Here is a 19699-nt window from a genome sequence, read left to right on the forward strand (position 1 = left end):
AATTTATACAAAATCCAATATTTGTACTATTGAAATCTCCTGTTTTCAGTACAAATTTGTCAAAGGGGACGTGTTCCGGATCATCGGAACACGTCCCCAAAAATATGTACAAGATCTTTTTCGCCATTCAGGACTGCTTCCATGAGCTGATCCCCTTCATAACGAAGTTTCAGAGAGAAAAACGGTGCATCTTTTTGAATCAGGTCAAAGAAAATCCTATCTCCTTCCCAGAGATTCAGGCGGGAAATCTCGTCTTTTGGAACCCACTTCAGTACGCCTTCGTCACAATCCCGGATCTGCCCTCTAAATCCGTCTATCGTGTAAAGACAGATGTATTCCGGATCCTGTTTATCACAGATAAAGGTTAAAATTCCCCGGAATTTCATGGATGTCACGGTCAGGCCGGTCTCTTCTTCTGTCTCCCTCTTCATACAGTCTTCCGGGCTTTCTCCGTATTCGAATTTTCCTCCTATCCCGATCCATTTGCCTTCATTTACGTCCTGCTCCTTTTTTACGCGGTGAAGCATGAGATAGGCATCCTCTTTTTCGATATATCCCAGTGTTGTCATCTGTACTTTCGGCATGTCGTTCTTTTTGTCCTTCTTTCTTTTTTACCGATAGTATAGCACGTCTATTTCAGATGGTCTACTGCCGCTCGTTCAATCGGGAACCCTTCTTTGTACCGCTCAATAAAGGTATTAAAACCTGCCACATCTTCCGGATCCGCCTGCATCTCAATTCCTGTTTCTCCTGCAAATACTTTTTCTGCCAGGAAATCTGCCAGATTTTCATCTTCCTCACGATGCACCATATAGGATGCGAGCAGGGCAATTCCCCAGGCTCCGCCTTCTCCCGCGGTTTCCATAACGGAAACCGGTGTGTCAATTGCTCCGGCCAGAATACTCTGACCGACTCCTTTTGTCTTGAAAAGTCCGCCATGTCCCAGAATCCGGTCAAGTTCTACATGTTCTTCTTTAAGCATGATGTCCATTCCGACTTTCAATGCTCCAAGAGAGGTGTAAAGATGTACTCTCATGAAGTTTGCGAGATTAAAGCTGCTCTGAGGTGTCCGGACAAATAGCGGGCGCCCTTCTTCAAAGTTTGTAATATGTTCTCCTGAGAAATAATTGTATGCGAGAAGTCCTCCGCAGTCTTTGTTCCCTTCCAGTGCTTTGCGGTACAGGGTTCCATAGAGATCATCCATGCCAATTTCCATTCCAAAAGTCTCTGCGAACTCTTTAAATACAGATACCCATGCATTCAGGTCGGAAGTACAGTTGTTGCAGTGTACCATTCCCACCGGATCTCCGGACGGGGTGGTCACAAGATCAATCTCCGGATATACTTTGGAAAGTTCTTTTTCCAGTACTACCATGGCAAAAACGGAGGTTCCTGCCGATACATTTCCTGTCCTTGGCGCTACACTGTTTGTTGCCACCATTCCCGTGCCGGCATCTCCTTCCGGCGGGCAGAGCGGTACTCCTGCCTTCAGGTTCCCCGACGGATCCAGCAGCTTTGCCCCCTCTTCTGTCAGAGCGCCTGCATCCTCGCCTGCCAGCAGTACATCCGGAAGAATTCCGCTTAATTTCCACGGATATCCTTTTTCCGCAACAAGGGCATCAAATGTGTCGATCATTCCTTTATGAAACTGCTTTTCTTTGACATCAATCGGGAACATGCCAGACGCTTCCCCGACTCCAAGTACTTTTTTACCGGTCAGTTTCCAGTGAACATATCCTGCAAGCGTTGTAAAAAACGCTACGTCTTTTACATGTTCTTCCCCGTTTAAAACAGCCTGGTAAAGGTGGGCGATGCTCCATCTTTGAGGAATGTGGTACCGGAACAGCTCCGTCAGCTTTTCCGATGCATCCGCTGTGATTGTGTTTCTCCAGGTGCGGAACGGCACGAGAAGTTCCCCTTCTTTATCAAATGCCATATATCCATGCATCATACCGCTGAATCCGATTGCAGCAAGATTCGTGATCTTTGTTCCGTATTTTTCTGATACGTCCTGCGTCATGCTCCGGTAACTGTCCTGCAGTCCTGCCCAGATATCCTCCAGCGTATAGGTCCAGATCCCATGATCATAACGGTTTTCCCAGTCGTGACTCCCGGATGCCACCGGTTCATTTTTTTCATTAATCAGAACCGCCTTGATCCGTGTCGATCCAAATTCGATTCCAAGCACCGCCTTCCCTTCTTCAATCATCTGTTTTGTATTTTGAGCATCGAATGCCATATGCCTTTCCTCCTTCAAGAATCATTTCCATTTTGTACTATTATATCATTCCGAATTCTCCCCATCAATGAAACTTGTGCACCCTGCCCAAATTCGGATAAATGCCGAAAAAAGAGACAGGAGTTTTTCAAGTTGTACTGAAAAACTCCTGTCTTACTCTTTCGTCTATTTCTGCCGGACTACGGTTCTTTCAGTGATGCAATTCCCCGCATCAGAATTCTAACATCATCCAGAATATAATCAAAGGCTCCTGCTTTGTACAGATTTAGAATAATCATTCCGATCGGAACTGCCAGAATCATGCCAAGCAGACTCCCTACCCGGTATCCGACATATAAAAGAATCAACGTAAGAAGCGGACTGAGTCCGATGCTGTCACCGACCAGTTTTGGCTGTATGATCTGTCTCACCAGCTGTGTAATTCCATAAATGATCAAAAGTGCTATCGCTATTTTAATATCCATTACAAAAAACTTATATACAGCCCACGGGATCAGAGCGGTTCCGGTTCCGAAAAACGGAAGGAAATCCAGAAAGGCGATTAAAATCGCAAGTAAGAAAGCATAATCCACACCAAGAATCAGAAAGCCGCACAATAGAATCAGTCCTACAACCGCCATAATTTTAAACTGCGCTTTAAAATAACCTCCGACCGCATACTTCAGATTGTACATAACCATTGACATTCTTGCTTCAATCGCTTTGGGTGCCACTTTTTTACTCCACTGTATGATTTCCTCCCTCTGGGCTGTAAAAAAGTAAGCCGATACAAGTGCTACAATAACAGACACAAGAATCCCCGGAATCCGTTTGACTACATTTCCCGTCGCTTCCACCGCCGGGTTTCCTATCCCTGCGATCACACCGCCTACTCTTTCATCCATATTCTGAATCAGACTGTTCCAGCCGTTTTGAATATTCTCGGGCAGCATCCTGTAAACTCCCTGAAACCGTTCTCCAATCTCCCGAAATCCCGCTTCCAGATCTTGATAAAGATCCGGAGCATTGTTAAGCGCCATCTGTATTTCCCGGGCCAGCTTTACGATTCCCAGATATCCGAGTCCTGCCACAATAGCGATCACCAGAATGATAATCAGGGCAGATCCCAGTTTTTTCTTGATCTTCACTCTGCTCTCCAGCCACCCCACAAGCGGATACGCCAGATACGCAATAAACCACCCGATAACAAATGGCATGAAAAATCCGATTGCCCGTACACCGATCACAATAAACAAGATCGTCCCCAGAAGACTGAAAAAAAGACTTGCGGCAACTTTCCAGTACGGCCTTTTATCTGTTTTCATTCCATCTGCGTCTTCCTGCATCCTACTCCTCCTTACTGTCAGCCCCGAACATTCTGGTCTCGGCAAACTCCCAGATTTCCTCTCTCCCCTGCTTTGTTTTTGCGGAAAATGGAATCACCTTTGTGCCGCTTACCAGATTCAGCCCTTCTCTGATCACCTTGAGCTGTTTTGACAGCTGACTTTTCTTGATTTTATCAAGCTTCGTAGCAATAATTACCGGTTCATATCCCTGATGTAAAATCCAGTCATACATCATTTTATCATTTTTTGACGGTTCGTGCCGGATATCAATCAGAAGGAACACCGCCTTAAGCATGGCAGACTGATGCAGATAGCGCTCAATCATCTTTCCCCACGCTTCCTTTTCTTTCTCGGAAACCTTGGCGTATCCATATCCCGGAAGGTCAACCAGATACATTTCCCCATTGATATTATAAAAATTAATCGTCTGTGTTTTTCCGGGCGTAGCCGAAATCCGGGCCAGAGACTTCCGGTTCATCAAAGCATTGATCAGGGAGGATTTCCCTACATTGGATTTGCCTGCAAATGCAATCTCCGGCTTGTCATTGACCGGAAGTTTACTGGTAATTCCACACACTGTCTCCAGAGCAACCTCTTTAATTACCATTGTTCTCCCTCCTGTTCTATTTTTTCTGCAAGTGCCGTATTTAGTACTTCTTCCATCCGTGAAACGAACCGGATCTCCAGTCCTTTTGTGATTTCCCTGGAAATTTCTTCCACATCCGCCTGATTTTCAGCCGGTACAAGCACACAACGCACGCCTGCGTTTTTCGCTGCCAACAGCTTTTCTTTTAGTCCTCCGATCGGAAGCACTCTTCCGCGGAGCGTAATCTCTCCGGTCATGGCCACATCCGCCCGGACTTTTTTCCCGGTCACTGCGGAAAGGATCGCCGTGGCCATCGTAATGCCCGCAGATGGTCCATCCTTCGGCACTGCCCCTTCCGGAATATGTACATGAATGTCATGCTTTTCAAAAAAGTCTTCTTCGATTCCACAACGGCCGCTGATGGAACGGATATAACTGATTCCGGCCTGCGCAGACTCTTTCATGACGTCACCCATCTGTCCTGTCAGCAGGAGATTTCCCTTTCCGGAAAGAACATTGACCTCAATCTGAAGTGTATCCCCTCCAACGCTTGTCCATGCAAGACCTGTCACAATTCCCACTTCATCCTGGCTGTTTGCCATATGATAGTGGTATTTTTCTTTTCCAAGATACTGTCCCAGATTCCGTTCCGTGATACGTACCCGCTTTTTTCCCGACTCCAGAATCTCCTTGGCCGCCTTTCTGCAAAGCTCCCCAATGGTTCGCTCCAAGGTACGGACACCGGCCTCTTTCGTGTAATTGCGGATGATTTTCCACAATGCTCCATCCGAAATACTGAGAAGTCCACCTTCCAGCCCGTGACGCTCCAGCTGTTTCTTCATCAGATGCTCTTTCGCAATGTGCATCTTTTCATTTTCCGTATAGCTGGAGACCGAAATCACTTCCATTCTGTCAAGAAGCGGCCTTGGAATCGTCTGAAGGGTGTTGGCGGTTGTTACAAAGACAACTTCCGAGAGATCCAGCGGTACTTCCAGATAATGATCCCGGAATTTTTTATTCTGTTCCGAATCCAGAACCTCCAGAAGCGCGGAAAAGGTATCCCCTTTATTATAATCAGTGCTCACCTTGTCAATCTCGTCCAAAAGCATCACGGGATTTTTGACCCCCGCTTTCCGAAGCCCATCCGCGATTCTTCCCGGCATCGCTCCTACATAGGTCTTTCTGTGTCCCCGGATCTCCGCCTCATCTCTGACACCTCCGAGAGAGATTCTTACATAAGGCTTTTTCATGGACTCCGCAAGGGATTTCGCAATGGATGTTTTTCCAGTTCCCGGAGGTCCCACAAGACACAAAATAGAAGATCCGCTGCGTTTTGTCAGTTCTCTGACCGCCAGATATTCAAGCACCCGTTCTTTGACTTCTTTCAGACCATAATGCTCTGCCTCAAGAATCTCCTTGGCATGTTTCATATCGGTATATTCCTCCGCCCTTTTATCCCAGGGCATCTCCAGCATTGTCTCAAGATAGGTACGGATGACTCCTGCCTCGGTCGGGTTGTTTACTGTATTTTTAAACCGGCGTATTTCTTTTGCCACTTTCTCGTGTACTTCCTCCGGAGCCTGCATTTTCTTTTCTGCTTTTTCGAATTCTTCCGCGTCGGACAATGTTCCGTCCTCTCCCAGCTCTTCACGGATATATTTTAACTGTTCTCTCAGAATGTATTCCCGCTGGCCTTTGTCGATCCGCTCTCTGACTTTCTTTTCAATTTCTGCGGTAATATCTGCCGCCCGTGTATCTTCCTCGATCCTGGCTACAAGCGTATAGTAGCGTTCCAGAAGATCATCTTCATCCAGCAGTTTCTGAAGTACAACGGAATCCAGTCCGATCCCTGCCGCCGCTTCTCCTGCCATTTCATAGACATCATCAAGCTTCAGGATATCCCGGATCACTCCTTCCGGAACACGCCGTGTCTTTTTTACATAAATCTTCAGGGCATCTGTCAGAATTTTTTTCATTCCCTCCAGAGATACCCCTTCCGGAAGGTCCGGACGCTTTTCCTGACAAATGGAAATATCTGCCTCCCAGTATCCTTCCACCTCACGCATCTCTCTTAACACTGCCCTCTTTTCACCGTAAACCATCACTCTGAGACCCTTTTGAGGCACCCGCACAACCTGCCGGACTTCCGCCAGCACACCGGTACGGCATAGTTCCTCTTTCTGCGGCTCTTCAGTTTTATCTTCTTTCTGTCTGATCAGGAACACCTTCTGTCCTGCAAGCATTGCCTGCTGAACACTTTCCATGGATTTGATCCTGACAACATCAAAATGTACTGCCATACCCGGGAAGACGGTCAGGCCCCGGATCGGCACCATTGGTATATGATTGATCTGTTCTGTCATTAATTCCTCCGTATTTTACAAAAGGTGCAGGTATAATTACCTGCACCTCTCTCATTCTGTCTATTATGCACTTTCAGATTCACGTTCTTCATGCTCGGTCTTTGGCAGGCTCTTTCCCTCAACAGCATCTTTGGTAATGATGCATGTTTTCAGCGTCTCATCCGATGGAGCCCTGTACATGATGTCCATCATGACGTTTTCCATTATCGCTCTTAATCCTCTGGCTCCGGTATTTCTTGCAATCGAACGGTCCGCAATCGCCTCAAGCGCATCTTTATCAAACTGCAGGCTGACTCCGTCGAGTTCCATCAGTTTCTGATACTGCTTCACAATCGAGCTCTTTGGCTCTGTCAAAATCTGAATCAGTGCCTCTCTGTCAAGAGATTCCAGTGCGACAATCACCGGAACACGTCCGACGAATTCCGGAATAAGGCCGAATTTAACAAGATCCTGCGGCAGTACCTGATTTAACAGTCTGTCCAGATTGTCTTCATGATTGGTTGCAATTTCCGCATTAAATCCTATGGATTTCTGGTCGATTCTCTTTTCGATGATCTTGTCAATCCCCTCAAACGCTCCGCCGCAAATGAAAAGGATATTGGACGTATCAATCTGATACAGCTCCTGATGCGGATGTTTTCTTCCGCCCTGCGGAGGCACGGATGCAATCGTACCTTCAATGATTTTCAGAAGCGCCTGCTGTACCCCTTCTCCTGATACATCTCTTGTAATGGATGGATTTTCGGATTTTCTTGTAATCTTGTCAATCTCATCGATATAAATAATTCCGTATTCTGCTCTTTCTATATCACCGTCAGCAGCCTGAATAATCTTCAAAAGAATGTTTTCCACATCTTCTCCGACATATCCCGCTTCTGTCAGCGTCGTGGCATCCGCAATCGCAAACGGCACATTCAGCACTTTTGCAAGCGTCTGTGCAAGAAGCGTCTTTCCGCTTCCGGTCGGTCCAAGCATAAGAATATTGCTTTTCTGCAGTTCCACTCCCAGATCCTTTTCCGCCTTAATCCGTTTATAATGATTATAAACAGCAACGGAAAGAACCTTTTTTGCTTCCTCCTGACCAATGACATAGTCATCCAGAAAGCTTTTTATTTCCTCCGGCTTCAAGAGATTAATCTCTCCAAGCCCGTTGTCTTCGTTCTCATATTCGAATTCTTCCTCTATAATTTCGGCACAGATCTCGATACATTCATCACAGATGTAAGCACCGTTTGGTCCCGCAATCAGCTTGCGCACCTGTGACTGTGTCTTATTACAGAAGGAACATCTTACCACATCTTCTTTTAAAGCCATTCTCACACCTCATTTATATACTTTCCGCATTGTATTATGAAACACGGAAAGGGGATGCCCCAAGCACATGGGACAGCCCCTTGTTTCCCCTTTACCGGCTCGTGATGACCTCATCAATTAAACCGTATTCTTTTGCTTCCTCAGCAGACATGAAATTGTCACGATCCGTATCACGGCTGATCGTTTCCAGTGTCTGCCCGGTATTCGCTGCCAGAATTTCATTCAATTTCCGGCGGGTTTTCAGAATATGCTCTGCAGCAATCTGTATCTCTGATGCCTGACCCTGTGCACCACCTGATGGCTGATGAATCATGATCTCAGCGTTCGGAAGCGCAAGACGCTTCCCTTTTTTCCCTCCGGAGAGAAGGAAAGATCCCATACTTGCAGCCATTCCAATACAGATCGTAGACACATCACACTTGATGTACTGCATCGTATCATAAATTGCCAGACCTGCCGTCACAGAACCGCCCGGACTGTTGATGTATAAATTGATATCCTTTCCCGGATCCTCTGCTTCCAGGAACAGGAGCTGTGCAACAATCACACTCGCTGAAGCATCATTTACCTCACCGTCCAGAAAAATGATTCTGTCTTTTAAAAGTCTTGAGTAGATGTCGTATGAACGCTCTCCACGGCTTGTCTGCTCAATGACATAAGGTACTAAACTCATGCAATATGCCTCCTTATTATTTATGTCTCTTATTCTTCTACCGCATTATCAACAAGGAATGTAACAGCTTCCTGAACAGCCATGTCCAGTTTCATCTGTTCTTTTTCTTTTTCTCCCATGAATTCTTTCAGCTTGTCTGCTTCCATCTTGTAAGCATCAGCCATCTTCTGGATTTCCTCGTCGATTTTCTCATCGCTGATTTCGATGTTTTCCGCTTTTACGATCGCTTCCAGAACAAGTCTTGTCTGAATTCTCTTTAATGCCTGCGGTTTCAGCTCATCTGTCATCTTCTCAGCTGTCATTCCTGTAAACTGGAAGTACTGATCAAGAGTCAGCCCCTGCTGCTGTAATCTCTGAGCAAAATCATTTGCCATCTGTCTTACTTCTGTGTCAACCATGGCATCCGGAATATCCATCTGCGCGTTTGCAACAGCTTCTTCTACTGCTTTGTCTTCCTGTTTTCTCTTGCCTTCTGCGATCTTCTGCTCTTTGATCTTTGCCTTGATGTCTGCTTTGTAAGCGTCCAGAGTTTCAAACTCGGAAACTTCGGATGCGAACTCGTCATCCAGTTCCGGAAGTTCTTTTACTTTGATCTCATGCACTGTACATTTGAAGACTGCTTCTTTTCCTGCCAGGTCTTTTGCATGATACTCTTCCGGGAATTTTACATTCACTTCTTTTTCTTCTTCCAGGTTTGCGCCGATCAGCTGCTCTTCAAATCCCGGGATGAATGCTCCGGAGCCGATTGTCAGCGGGTAGTTTTCTCCTTTTCCGCCTTCAAAAGCAACACCGTCTACAAATCCTTCAAAGTCAAGTACAACTTCGTCTTTATCCTGAACCGGACGGTCTGTCACAGAAACTGTTCTTGCGTTCTTTTCCTGTTCTTCAACAAGTTTTGCTTCGATCTCTTTCTGTGTCACACGGTTGGAAATCTTTTCAACCTTTAATCCTTTGTATTCTCCTAATGTAACTTCCGGCTTTAAAGCCACCTCAGCTGTAAAAATAAATGGTTTGCCTTTTTCAATCTGTACGATATCAATCTTCGGCTGTGATACGATCTCAAGATCCTCTTCATCATATACTTTTCCGTATGCTTCCGGAATCAGCTGGTTTGCAGCGTCATCATAGAAAACTTCCGGTCCGTACATTTTTTCGATCATCTGGCGCGGCACTTTTCCTTTACGGAATCCTGGGATGCTGATGTTTTTCTTCTGCTTGTTGTAAGCTCCCTGGAGTGCTTTTTCCAGTTCTTCGGCAGAAACTTCGATCGTCAGTTTCGCCATGTTGTGTTCCAGTTTCTCTACTTGTAAACTCATTTACATTTCCTCCTAAATCTTATCGTATATGCGAAAAGTCGGCAGACTTATCTACATTACACTGATTGTATGAGTATACCATATTCTTATTCGAATTTCCAGTCTTACCTTTACTTTTCCTCATATTTTCGCCGTTTTCTGCCGGAAGCCGCATTTTGACTCTTAGTCCGTGCTGCCGACTTCGTCCATTCGGAAAAACTGTTCCAGAAGTGTCTGGTATTCTTCCTCACTGACCGAATAGGTGTTTCCGTCATCTGCCTCCACTTTCACAATCACGGTCTCCGGATCGGAGTACTGCATATTCAGGTACGCTTCTTCCAGAAGATCATATGCTCTGAATAAATAATCATACTGCATCATCTCCTGAATTTCTTCTTCTGTTCCTTCATATCCTCCGTTCTGCGCGGACTGTTCAATTTCCTTTGATGCCTCCTGCAGCGCAGGTACGTAATTGACAAACAGATCTACCGGCTGAATCTCCACAGATACTTCGTACTCTTTTGAATCTGTCTTCTCCGCTTTCTGCACATCATATTTCATCACACTGAAAATCTCTTTTACAAGTGTTTCGTACTCATACAATGTATAATCACTGAGTTCATCATAACCGGATGTCAGATAATCATAGACAAACTGATCGACAGCCGCCTCATAATCCTGTTTCAGTTCATATTCGGATGTATCCATGATTCTGGACGCCTCCGTAAATTCCCCCTGGAGTCTCTCATCGAGTACGGCTTGTACATACCCTGCTGCATCAAAGTCTCCACCGCATCCGGCAAAGGCCATCATGCCGGCAAGGACCGCAGCCGCCAAAGCACAGGCTTTTTTTCTCATGATTTTCTCCTCCTTGTTCGTTTTTGATTCTATCAGACTCTATAAAAAAAAGCAACCTAAGTCCGTTTTCCCTTGTTTTCCTTCCGCAGTACATTTATACTGAAAGAACAGATCATACTATTACAAGGAGGAAACATTTGTGGAAATTGAACGTAAATACCTCATCGAATCCTGCCCTCTGCCTCTGGAAGATTTTCCATATCATGAGATGGAGCAGGGATATCTGAATACCAGTCCCGTTGTTCGTATCCGCCGGTCGGACGAGGATTATACATTGACCTATAAATCCAAAGGCCTGATGGTCCGCGAAGAATATAACCTTCCTCTTACAAAGGAGGCCTATGAACATCTTCTTACCAAAATTGACGGAAGACTGATTCAGAAAAGACGTTATCTGATTCCTCTCGAAGGCGGACTGACAATCGAACTCGACTGTTTTAAGGGAGACCTGGCCCCGCTTATGCTGGCAGAAGTAGAATTTCCTTCTGTAGAGATGGCCGATTCCTTTACTCCGCCCTCCTGGTTTTCAGAAGATGTAACGTTTTCTGTTCTTTATCACAACAGCACATTAAGCAAATTATAAATAGCAACGTTTTGTTGCTTTTCTTTCCATAGATACATTTTGTGGCATTATCTGAATTTTTACATAGAAACTGATATACTGTTTCTAAAAATGGAGGTATGCCATGGCAAATGTACAGCTTGCAAAGAATCTCAGAACTCTTCGCAAAAAATACAACTACACACAGAAACAACTCAGCTCTATCCTGAACATTACCAGACAGGCGTACTCTCACTACGAACAGGCGCTCAGAGAACCGGACCTGTCTACTTTGATCCGTTTTTCTGATTTTTATAAAATCACGCTTGATGAACTGGTCGCCGGTGTCATTGATGCCGATCAGATTCAAGAATCCTTTCCGGTCTATCAGTATCATCTTTGCGAAACAGAAGATCAGAAACACTCAATCTGCTTAACGGATCCGGAAATCGACCTTATTATGAAATACCGGTACTCCTCTGAAAATGACCGTCAGATTGTTCGTGGATTTCTGAAAGACAAATAATCCCCTAACCGTACTAACGGAAAGGGGATTTCTTATTTTTCTGTTTTTTAATCATTCAGTCCAAATCCGTCATGGATTGCAATCATTGCTTTTTCTGTATCTTTTTCATCGATCAGAACAGTGATACGGATTTCAGATGTGGAAATCATGTTGATATTGATGTTGGAGTTAAACAGAGATTCAAACATCTTTGCCGCAACTCCCGGATTGCTGAGCATACCAGCTCCTACAATGGATACCTTTGCCACATCGGTGCTGTATGTAAGCTCTTTGATCGTAAGAACTTCTTTTTTCTCTTCAAGAATAGCAAGTGCTTCTTTCAGATCTTCCTCGGATACGGTAAAAGAAATATCCTTTGTTCCGTTTCTTCCTACAGACTGCAGGATGATATCCACATTGATGTTGTTTTTCGCAAGTGTATTAAAGATTTTGAACGCGATTCCCGGCTCATCTTTTACTCCAATCGCAGAAATTCTTACTGTATTTCTGTCAGCCGCCACACCGGTGATTAACATTTTTTCCATTTTTACTACCTCCTTGACTACGGTTCCCTCTTCTGATGTAAGACTGGAGCGTACAACCAGCTCGACGCCATACTTCTTCGCCATCTCAACGGACCGGTTATGAAGCACCTTTGCTCCTGAAGTCGCAAGTTCCAGCATTTCATCGTAAATAATCTCGTCAATTTTTCTTGCATTTTTTACAATTCTCGGATCTGCCGTGTAGACACCGTCCACATCGGTATAGATTTCGCACTTGTCAGCATGAAGTGCTGCCGCAAGCGCAACCGCAGTAGTATCGGAACCGCCTCGTCCCAGGGTAGAGTAATCATCGTATTTGTTAATTCCCTGGAATCCGGTCACAATTACAATCTTTCTCGCTTCCAGTTCATGCTGGATCCGCTCAGTATCGATCCGTTTGAATCTTGCATTTCCATATCTTGCCGTACAGTGCATCCGCACCTGAAAAGCGTTCAGAGAGATTGCCGGGACATCATATGAGTGAAATGCCATCGCCATCAGCGCAACGGATACCTGCTCTCCCGTAGTCAGGAGCATATCCAGCTCCCTTTTCGGCGCGTTTGGATTGATGCTCTGCGCCAGTTCCAGAAGTTCGTCTGTTGTATCTCCCATAGCTGAAAGTACTACAATTACATCATTCCCTTTTTTATAATCCTCAATGCAGCGCCTTGCCACATTGAAGATTCTTTCTCTGTTTGCGACAGAGCTTCCCCCGAATTTCTTTACTATCAGCATAATTTCCTCCTAGTATTCAAATAAGTGTTCGATCAGATGATATCCATTTTTTTCCCATCTTCCTGACTGCACAGCCGTCCTTTCACAGTAGCTCTCTGCCCCGTTTTCAGGTCTTTTTCTGTCGTAGAGAAGATAGGGAACCGGATCCGCGGTATGTGTTCTGGCAGCAATCGGTGTCGGATGATCCGGCAGAATCAGCAGTCTGTACGGTTCTCCCGATGCATCCATCGCCTCCCTGACAATCCGGATCAGCCTCTGATCCAGAAATTCGATTGCCCGGACCTTCTTTTCCACGCTGCCCTGATGTCCCATTTCATCCGGCGCTTCCACATGGATATAGGCGAAATCGTAGCCTTCATCAAGCAGCGCACGGACTGCCGCCTGTGCCTTTCCTTCATAATTCGTATGAAGGCCGCCGTCCGCTCCTTCTACATGAACAATTTTCATTCCGCTTCCGGCGGCAATCCCTTTCAGGAGATCCACCGCCGAAATCATCACGCCTCTTTTTCCGGTCTTTTCCTGAAAATCCGGCAGTTTTGGCCTTTTTCCCGCTCCCCAGAACCAGGCGGAATTGGCCGGTCGAAGCCCCTGGGCTTTCCGTTTTAGATTAACCGGATGCTCTTTTAAAACTCGATAGCTTTCTTTCATCATTGCCAAAAGCATCGGATCCCCCGGAAGATATTCCCGGATCTGATTTGTCAGAATATCATGGGGCGGCGTCAGTTCCATTTCGTGTCCATTCTTCCAAAGCAGAAGATGGCGGTAGGATGTCCCGCGGTACAGCTCAAATCCCGGTTTTAACACTTCCTCCTTCAGAACCTCCAGAAGGACACCTGCATCTCTGGTATTAATTTCATCCGAGCTGTGGTCCACAATTCTCTGATCTTCATAAGGGAGTGATGCATCCTCGGTCAGCGTGACCAGATTGCAGCGGAACGATACATCATCCTCTTCCATCCCTACTCCGATACTGAGCGCCTCAAGAGGCGACCTTCCGGTATAATATACTTCGGGATTATACCCAAGGACCGACAGGTTGGCCGTATCACTTCCAGGTGCCATCCCCTCCGGCACCATTGAGACGAGCCCGATTTCGCTCATCTTTGCAAGGCGATCCATCTCAGGCGTCAAAGCCTGTTCCAGCGTCGTCTTTCCCCCAATACACTCCAGCGGCTCTCCTGCCATACCGTCCCCAAGAATGATAATATATTTCATCCGCAATCATTCCCTTCTGTTTTCGTCTTATAATCTATCTTATGATGCTGCACGGATCATGTGAATGACATTGTCAAACCTTGCAGCCGCGTCTTCGTATTCCCCTTCTTTCATGACATCTGTAATAAATCCGAATTCTCCTTCGCAGCCATCAGCCTCCACGAATTCAACCTTGCCAAAAGTATCTCTGATCCGTTCTTCATATGCTGCCCTGCTTCCGGACATCCGGACAAAAAACTTTCTTTTTACATCCAGGCGGCTTTCAAGTTCCAGACGCTCTCCGGACCAGTATTCGCAGATTGTCTCGTTTCTGTATTTCGCAGCTTCCACGATATCTGCCGCTACTGCGCTGGCCGTCGGCATCTTTCCTGCGCCGCTTCCATAGAACATTGCATCCCCCAAAGCGTTGCCCTGCACGAAAATCGCATTGAACACTCCATTCACACTTGCAAGCGGATGCTCTGCCGGAAGTATGAACGGGGCTACAACCGCCTCAAGCTTCTCTTCGTCCCGCTTCATCGTAGCAAGCAGTTTGATTACCGCATTCATCTGTTTTGCGTAGCGCATATCCTGGACAGTAATCTTCGTGATGCCTTCTGTATAAATATCGCGGAAATCCACCTGCTTTCCGGACACAATGGAAGACAGAATCGCTATTTTCCTGCAGGCATCCATACCTTCCACGTCCGCCTCCGGATTCCGTTCTGCAAATCCATTTGCCTGTGCTTCTTTCAATACTTCATCGTAATCGGCTCCCTCATAAAACATCTTCGTCATCATATAGTTCGTTGTCCCATTCAGGATTCCCGTAATCTCTTCAATCTCATCCGCCGTAAGCGAAGAGACAAGCGGACGGATAATCGGAATACCGCCTCCCACACTCGCCTCAAAGAGGTAGTTGACATGGTTCTCTTTTGCGGTCTTCAACAGCTCCGCTCCATGCGCAGCCACAAGCGCCTTATTGGAGGTTACCACATTTTTCCCGGCTTCCAGACTTCTCTTCACAAAGGTGTAAGCAGGTTCCAGACCGCCCATTACCTCTACGACAATATCCACACTTTCATCACTGACAATTTTTTCAAAATCATGCACAATCAGTTCCTGCACCGGATCCTCCGGGAAATCACGCAGATCCAGAACATATTTGATCCGCACCTGATCTCCTGCGCACCGGTCAATCTTCTCCTGATTTTGCCGGAACACTTCCACTACTCCGGATCCGACTGTACCATAGCCCAGTACCGCAACACTTATCATTTTTATTCCCTCCCTACTATTTTCAGATAATGAACTCCGTTTTTTTCTTCGATTTTCGCAACCATTTCCGAGAGATTTCCTGTTGTGGAAAGGACTTCCACACTCATGGTAAGCGTTGCCACTCCATTGAGCGGAATACTTTGGTGAATAGTCAGAATGTTTGCCCTGCACTGTGCAACTTCACCCAAAATCTCTGCCAAAAGCCCTGGAATATCTTCCATCTGCAGGACCATGGTAATAGTCTGTCCCTTTTCATTTTCATGAAACGGGAAAATATCATCTTTGTATTTATAAAAGGAACTTCTGCTGATTCCTGCCTGTTCTGCCGCTTCGCCGATCGTAAGCCCCTTCTGTGTCGCAAGCAGATGCTTGACCTCCACAACTTTCAACAGGACTTCCGGAACCGCTTTTCTGTTCAGCACATAGTATTTCGTCTTATCCATGTACACTCTCCTGTTTCAGATATGCATTGATGAATCTGTCAATCTCGCCGTCCATCACTGCTCCTACATTACTGGATTCTTCGTTTGTCCTGTGATCCTTGACAAGACTGTATGGATGCATAACATAAGAGCGGATCTGATTTCCAAATCCGATATCCTTGACCTCTCCGCGGATACCGGACATCTTCTCCGCCTGTTCCTGTTCTTTCATCAAATACAGCTTTGCCTTTAACATCTGCATCGCTTTATCCTTATTATGATGCTGCGAGCGCTCATTCTGGCACTGTACGACAATCCCGGTCGGAAGATGCGTGATCCGGACTGCGGAGGACGTCTTGTTAATGTGCTGTCCTCCTGCCCCGCTTGACCGGTAGGTATCGATCTTCAGATCATCTTCATTGATCTCGATATCGATCTCTTTGTCAATATCCGGAATCACATCACAGGACGCAAAAGATGTCTGACGTTTTCCCGCCGAATTGAACGGTGAAATCCGTACCAGACGATGTATCCCTTTCTCGGATTTCAGAAATCCATACGCATTTTCCCCGTGAACTTCAAAGGTCACGTTTTTGATTCCCGCAATGTCACCGTCAATATAATCCAGAACCTCCATCGAAAATCCATGACGCTCCACAAACCGGGAATACATCCGGTAAAGCATCTGGTTCCAGTCACAGGCCTCCGTGCCTCCTGCTCCGGCATGGAGTGTCACGATCGCATCACAATTATCATACTCTCCCCCGAGGAGCGTGCTGATCCGTACCTCCTCCAGGTGCTCATCCAGCCTTTTGACTCCGTCACGGATCTCTCCGATAAGACTTTCATCCTGTTCTTCTTCTGCCATTTCCAGAAGGACTCCGGTATCTTCATACTGCTGATTCAGCTCTTCCGCCGTTTTCAGTGTATCTTTCAGCATTTTGAGTTCTTTCATGACTTTCTGGGAGCCTTCCGTATCCTCCCAGAAATCCGGTTCTTCCATTTTACGTTCCAGTTCTTCTACTCTTTTTTCTTTGCCCGGCAGGTCAAAGTGAATCCCTTACTTCCTTAAGAGGTTCCTCGAATGCCTGCAGTTCCAGTCTCAGCTGTTCAAGTTCAACCACTGTTCTCACCTCTTTTATTTTTATTATTTCTTTTTCCCGCAGCACTGTTTGTATTTCAGGCCGCTTCCGCATGGACACGGATCATTCGGGTAAACTTTCTTTTCTGTGCGGACTTTCGGCGCATGGGATGCCGAGTCGTCCTTGTTTGTTCCTGTTACTTTTACAACCTGTTCTCTTTCCACTTTCTGTTCCATCTTGACATGGAAGAGCACACGGATCGTATCCGCCTCAATAGCCTTTGTCATCTCACCGAACATGTCGTATCCAAGCATCTTGTATTCCACGAGCGGATCTTTCTGCCCATATGCCTGAAGACCGATTCCCTGACGAAGCTGGTCCATATCGTCGATATGATCCATCCATCTGCCATCAATCGCTCTGAGCAGTACGACACGCTCTACTTCTCTTAAATGTTCCGGTTCCGGGAATTCTGCTTCCTTTGCCTCGTATGCTTTGACAGCACGTTCTTTCAGAAGATGCTTCAGCTCTTTCTGCTGCTTTTTCTTCACATCTTCCCCGGTCACAGCCTGAATCATCGGAATGGTCTCATGAAGCGCCACATCCATGCCTTCCAGATCCCACTCATCACCGGATCTGTCAGCCGGAGCATATCTGTCAACAAGATCTTCCACATATTCTGTAATCATATGATAGATGGAATCTCTCATGCTTTCCCCGTCAAGCACACGGCGGCGTTCTTCGTAGATAATCTCTCTTTGTTCATTCATAACCTGGTCATATTCCAGCAGATTCTTACGGATACCATAGTTGTTGAACTCGATCTTCTTCTGCGCCTTTTCAATCGCTCCTGAAAGCATTTTGTGTTCAATCTGTTCTCCGTCTTCCACGCCCAGCGCATTGAATACGGACATCAGCTTTTCAGAGCCGAACAGGCGGAGCAGGTCGTCTTCCAGAGAAAGGTAAAAACGGGATTCACCCGGATCGCCCTGACGTCCGGAACGTCCGCGGAGCTGGTTGTCAATTCGTCTGGATTCATGACGCTCTGTACCGATGATCTTTAAGCCGCCGGCTTCTCTTGCCTTTTCATCCAGCTTGATATCGGTACCACGGCCCGCCATATTGGTCGCAATCGTAACCGCGCCGTGCTGTCCGGCCTCAGCTACGATCTGTGCTTCCAGCTCATGGAACTTGGCATTCAGGACATTATGGCGGATACCGCGTTTTCTGAGCATTTTGCTTAAAAGCTCACTGGTCTCAATGGTAATCGTACCAACCAGAACCGGCTGCCCCTTTGCATGTGCTTCCTCAATAGCATCGCATACTGCGTTAAACTTCTCTTTCTTGGTCTTGTAAACAGCATCGTCCAGATCCTTCCGGATAACCGGTTTGTTGGTCGGAATTTCCACAACATCCATTCCGTAGATATCGCGGAACTCTTTTTCTTCTGTCAGGGCGGTACCTGTCATACCACATTTCTTTTCATACTTATTAAAGAAGTTCTGGAAGGTAACCGTTGCAAGTGTTTTACTCTCCCGGTTGACTTTTACATGCTCTTTTGCCTCGATTGCCTGATGAAGTCCGTCGGAATACCTTCTTCCCGGCATGATACGTCCTGTAAACTCATCGACGATCAGCACTTCGTTGTCTTTTACTACATAATCCTTGTCACGGAACATCAGGTTGTGTGCTCTCAGGGCCAGGATGATATTATGCTGGATCTCCAGATTTTCCGGATCTGCCAGATTTTCAATATGGAAGAAGTTTTCAACCTTCTTTACACCGTCTTCCGTCAGGTTGATGGCCTTCTCTTTTTCGTTGACGATGAAGTCTCCGGTTTCTTCAATCTCTTCACCAAGAATTGCATTCATCTTAGAGAATTCACCGCTTGCTTCTCCACGCTCCATCTGTTGCGCAAGAATATCACACGCCTCGTAGAGCTTTGTGGACTTACTGCTCTGGCCGGAAATAATCAGAGGGGTTCTTGCCTCGTCGATCAGAACGGAGTCGACCTCATCGATGATGGCGTATTTCAGTCCCCTTTGTACAAGCTGCTCTTTATAGATCACCATGTTATCTCTCAGATAATCAAATCCAAGTTCATTGTTGGTGACGTATGTAATATCACAGGCATAGGCCGCTCTTCTCTGGTCATTGTCCATATCGTTTAATACGACTCCGACTTTCAGTCCCAGAAATTCATGTACTTTTCCCATCCACTCGGCGTCACGCTTTGCCAGATAGTCGTTGACAGTAACGATATGAACACCTTCTCCCGTGAGGGCATTCAAGTAAGCCGGCAGTGTGGATACAAGTGTCTTTCCTTCACCGGTCTTCATCTCGGAAATACGTCCCTGATGAAGGACAATACCGCCGATCAGCTGTACACGGTAATGTTTCATTCCGATGGATCTTACTGCTGCCTCTCTTACTGTGGCAAATGCCTCAGGAAGCAGGTCATCCAGAGTTTCTCCCTTTGCGTACCGTTCCTTATATTCTCTCGTTTTATCTCTTAATTCTTCATCAGAAAGCTTCTGCATCTCAGGTTCCAAAGCTTCGATATGATCTACGATCGGATAGATTCTCTTTAACTCATGCTGGCTGTGTGTACCAAACACTTTCTGTATCAGTCCCATTTTTTACTGCTCCTTATCGTTCTAAAAAATTAATCCATTCCTCATTTTAACACTATCCACGGGCTTGTTCAACCTGTTTCTAAAGTGTTCACAAACTCTTTCCACCGTGTT

17 protein-coding genes are annotated in these 19699 nt (G+C 46.1%); 2 read left to right on the forward strand and 15 right to left on the reverse strand.

Features of this window, described 5'->3' with window-relative positions:
• Positions 1-80: 80 nt before the first annotated feature.
• From B5G11_RS13095 to B5G11_RS13135, 9 genes are all read right to left on the reverse strand, one after another.
• Entirely contained in the window at positions 81-584 is a 504-nt protein-coding gene (locus B5G11_RS13095; RefSeq protein ID WP_087167471.1) for an 8-oxo-dGTP diphosphatase, read from the reverse strand.
• Between the two features lie 47 nt (positions 585-631).
• Positions 632-2239, reverse strand: a complete 1608-nt coding sequence (locus B5G11_RS13100; protein ID WP_087254539.1) for an FGGY-family carbohydrate kinase — start codon at positions 2237-2239, stop codon at positions 632-634.
• A 179-nt stretch (positions 2240-2418) separates the two neighbouring features.
• Positions 2419-3564 (reverse strand): sporulation integral membrane protein YtvI, encoded by a 1146-nt coding sequence (ytvI, locus tag B5G11_RS13105; RefSeq protein ID WP_242959064.1) that lies wholly within the window; start codon positions 3562-3564, stop codon positions 2419-2421.
• A gap of 1 nt (position 3565) precedes the next feature.
• The gene (yihA, locus tag B5G11_RS13110; protein WP_087167473.1) at positions 3566-4171 is read right to left on the reverse strand and encodes a ribosome biogenesis GTP-binding protein YihA/YsxC; all 606 of its coding nucleotides are present in this window, start codon (positions 4169-4171) and stop codon (positions 3566-3568) included.
• Complete coding sequence (lon, locus tag B5G11_RS13115; protein ID WP_087167474.1) at positions 4165-6513, reverse strand: endopeptidase La; 2349 nt, start codon at positions 6511-6513, stop codon at positions 4165-4167. The genes yihA and lon overlap by 7 nt, the downstream gene beginning before the upstream one ends.
• Before the next feature lie 63 nt (positions 6514-6576).
• A complete protein-coding gene (gene clpX, locus B5G11_RS13120; protein ID WP_087167475.1) occupies positions 6577-7827 on the reverse strand; it encodes an ATP-dependent Clp protease ATP-binding subunit ClpX in 1251 nt (416 codons plus the stop codon).
• A gap of 91 nt (positions 7828-7918) precedes the next feature.
• The gene (clpP, locus tag B5G11_RS13125) at positions 7919-8500 is read right to left on the reverse strand and encodes an ATP-dependent Clp endopeptidase proteolytic subunit ClpP (protein ID WP_087167476.1); all 582 of its coding nucleotides are present in this window, start codon (positions 8498-8500) and stop codon (positions 7919-7921) included.
• Between the two features lie 29 nt (positions 8501-8529).
• A complete protein-coding gene (gene tig / locus B5G11_RS13130) occupies positions 8530-9816 on the reverse strand; it encodes a trigger factor (protein WP_087167477.1) in 1287 nt (428 codons plus the stop codon).
• Between the two features lie 162 nt (positions 9817-9978).
• Positions 9979-10653 carry a HAMP domain-containing histidine kinase gene (locus tag B5G11_RS13135; RefSeq protein ID WP_087167478.1) on the reverse strand — a complete coding sequence of 225 codons (675 nt, stop codon included), beginning with the start codon at positions 10651-10653 and terminating at the stop codon, positions 9979-9981.
• Positions 10654-10792: 139 nt separating this feature from the next.
• Between B5G11_RS13135 and B5G11_RS13140 the strand changes: the two genes are divergently transcribed.
• Complete coding sequence (locus B5G11_RS13140) at positions 10793-11236, forward strand: CYTH domain-containing protein (RefSeq protein ID WP_087254542.1); 444 nt, start codon at positions 10793-10795, stop codon at positions 11234-11236.
• A 103-nt stretch (positions 11237-11339) separates the two neighbouring features.
• Entirely contained in the window at positions 11340-11720 is a 381-nt protein-coding gene (locus B5G11_RS13145) for a helix-turn-helix transcriptional regulator (protein ID WP_087254544.1), read from the forward strand.
• Positions 11721-11767: 47 nt separating this feature from the next.
• Here B5G11_RS13145 and B5G11_RS13150 read toward each other — a convergent pair whose 3' ends face one another.
• The 6 genes from B5G11_RS13150 to secA form a co-directional block, all read right to left on the reverse strand.
• Positions 11768-12976: an aspartate kinase gene (locus B5G11_RS13150; protein ID WP_087167481.1), complete on the reverse strand. Its 1209-nt coding sequence runs from the start codon at positions 12974-12976 to the stop codon at positions 11768-11770.
• Positions 12977-12985: 9 nt separating this feature from the next.
• On the reverse strand, positions 12986-14191 hold the full coding sequence (locus tag B5G11_RS13155; RefSeq protein ID WP_087254547.1) for a cofactor-independent phosphoglycerate mutase: 1206 nt from the start codon (positions 14189-14191) through the stop codon (positions 12986-12988).
• A gap of 39 nt (positions 14192-14230) precedes the next feature.
• Positions 14231-15448 carry a homoserine dehydrogenase gene (locus tag B5G11_RS13160; protein ID WP_087254550.1) on the reverse strand — a complete coding sequence of 406 codons (1218 nt, stop codon included), beginning with the start codon at positions 15446-15448 and terminating at the stop codon, positions 14231-14233.
• A 2-nt stretch (positions 15449-15450) separates the two neighbouring features.
• Positions 15451-15891 (reverse strand): ACT domain-containing protein, encoded by a 441-nt coding sequence (locus tag B5G11_RS13165; protein WP_087167484.1) that lies wholly within the window; start codon positions 15889-15891, stop codon positions 15451-15453.
• A protein-coding gene (gene prfB, locus B5G11_RS13170) for a peptide chain release factor 2 (protein WP_118637721.1) occupies positions 15884-16994 on the reverse strand; the annotation gives its coding sequence in 2 pieces (ribosomal slippage) (positions 15884-16918 and positions 16920-16994; 1110 coding nt in all). The genes B5G11_RS13165 and prfB overlap by 8 nt, the downstream gene beginning before the upstream one ends.
• Positions 16995-17017: 23 nt before the next feature.
• Complete coding sequence (secA, locus tag B5G11_RS13175; RefSeq protein WP_087167486.1) at positions 17018-19588, reverse strand: preprotein translocase subunit SecA; 2571 nt, start codon at positions 19586-19588, stop codon at positions 17018-17020.
• Positions 19589-19699: the final 111 nt, after the last annotated feature.

Source organism: Drancourtella sp. An57 (assembly GCF_002161525.1).
Classification (GTDB): domain Bacteria; phylum Bacillota; class Clostridia; order Lachnospirales; family Lachnospiraceae; genus Sellimonas; species Sellimonas catena.

Bases quoted from the DNA above. Each gene is read 5' to 3' on its own strand.
- B5G11_RS13095 (WP_087167471.1), bottom strand. From the start codon at position 584: ATGCCGAAAGTACAGATGACAACACTGGGATATATCGAAAAAGAGGAT.
- B5G11_RS13160 (WP_087254550.1), bottom strand. From the start codon at position 15,448: ATGATAAGTGTTGCGGTACTGGGCTATGGTACAGTCGGATCCGGAGTA.
- B5G11_RS13165 (WP_087167484.1), bottom strand. From the start codon at position 15,891: ATGGATAAGACGAAATACTATGTGCTGAACAGAAAAGCGGTTCCGGAA.
- B5G11_RS13100 (WP_087254539.1), bottom strand. From the start codon at position 2,239: ATGGCATTCGATGCTCAAAATACAAAACAGATGATTGAAGAAGGGAAG.
- clpX (WP_087167475.1), bottom strand. From the start codon at position 7,827: ATGGCTTTAAAAGAAGATGTGGTAAGATGTTCCTTCTGTAATAAGACA.
- secA (WP_087167486.1), bottom strand. From the start codon at position 19,588: ATGGGACTGATACAGAAAGTGTTTGGTACACACAGCCAGCATGAGTTA.
- B5G11_RS13145 (WP_087254544.1), top strand. From the start codon at position 11,340: ATGGCAAATGTACAGCTTGCAAAGAATCTCAGAACTCTTCGCAAAAAA.
- B5G11_RS13155 (WP_087254547.1), bottom strand. From the start codon at position 14,191: ATGAAATATATTATCATTCTTGGGGACGGTATGGCAGGAGAGCCGCTG.
- ytvI (WP_242959064.1), bottom strand. From the start codon at position 3,564: ATGCAGGAAGACGCAGATGGAATGAAAACAGATAAAAGGCCGTACTGG.
- B5G11_RS13135 (WP_087167478.1), bottom strand. From the start codon at position 10,653: ATGAGAAAAAAAGCCTGTGCTTTGGCGGCTGCGGTCCTTGCCGGCATG.
- yihA (WP_087167473.1), bottom strand. From the start codon at position 4,171: ATGGTAATTAAAGAGGTTGCTCTGGAGACAGTGTGTGGAATTACCAGT.
- tig (WP_087167477.1), bottom strand. From the start codon at position 9,816: ATGAGTTTACAAGTAGAGAAACTGGAACACAACATGGCGAAACTGACG.
- clpP (WP_087167476.1), bottom strand. From the start codon at position 8,500: ATGAGTTTAGTACCTTATGTCATTGAGCAGACAAGCCGTGGAGAGCGT.
- lon (WP_087167474.1), bottom strand. From the start codon at position 6,513: ATGACAGAACAGATCAATCATATACCAATGGTGCCGATCCGGGGCCTG.
- B5G11_RS13150 (WP_087167481.1), bottom strand. From the start codon at position 12,976: ATGCTGATAGTAAAGAAATTCGGGGGAAGCTCTGTCGCAAACAGAGAA.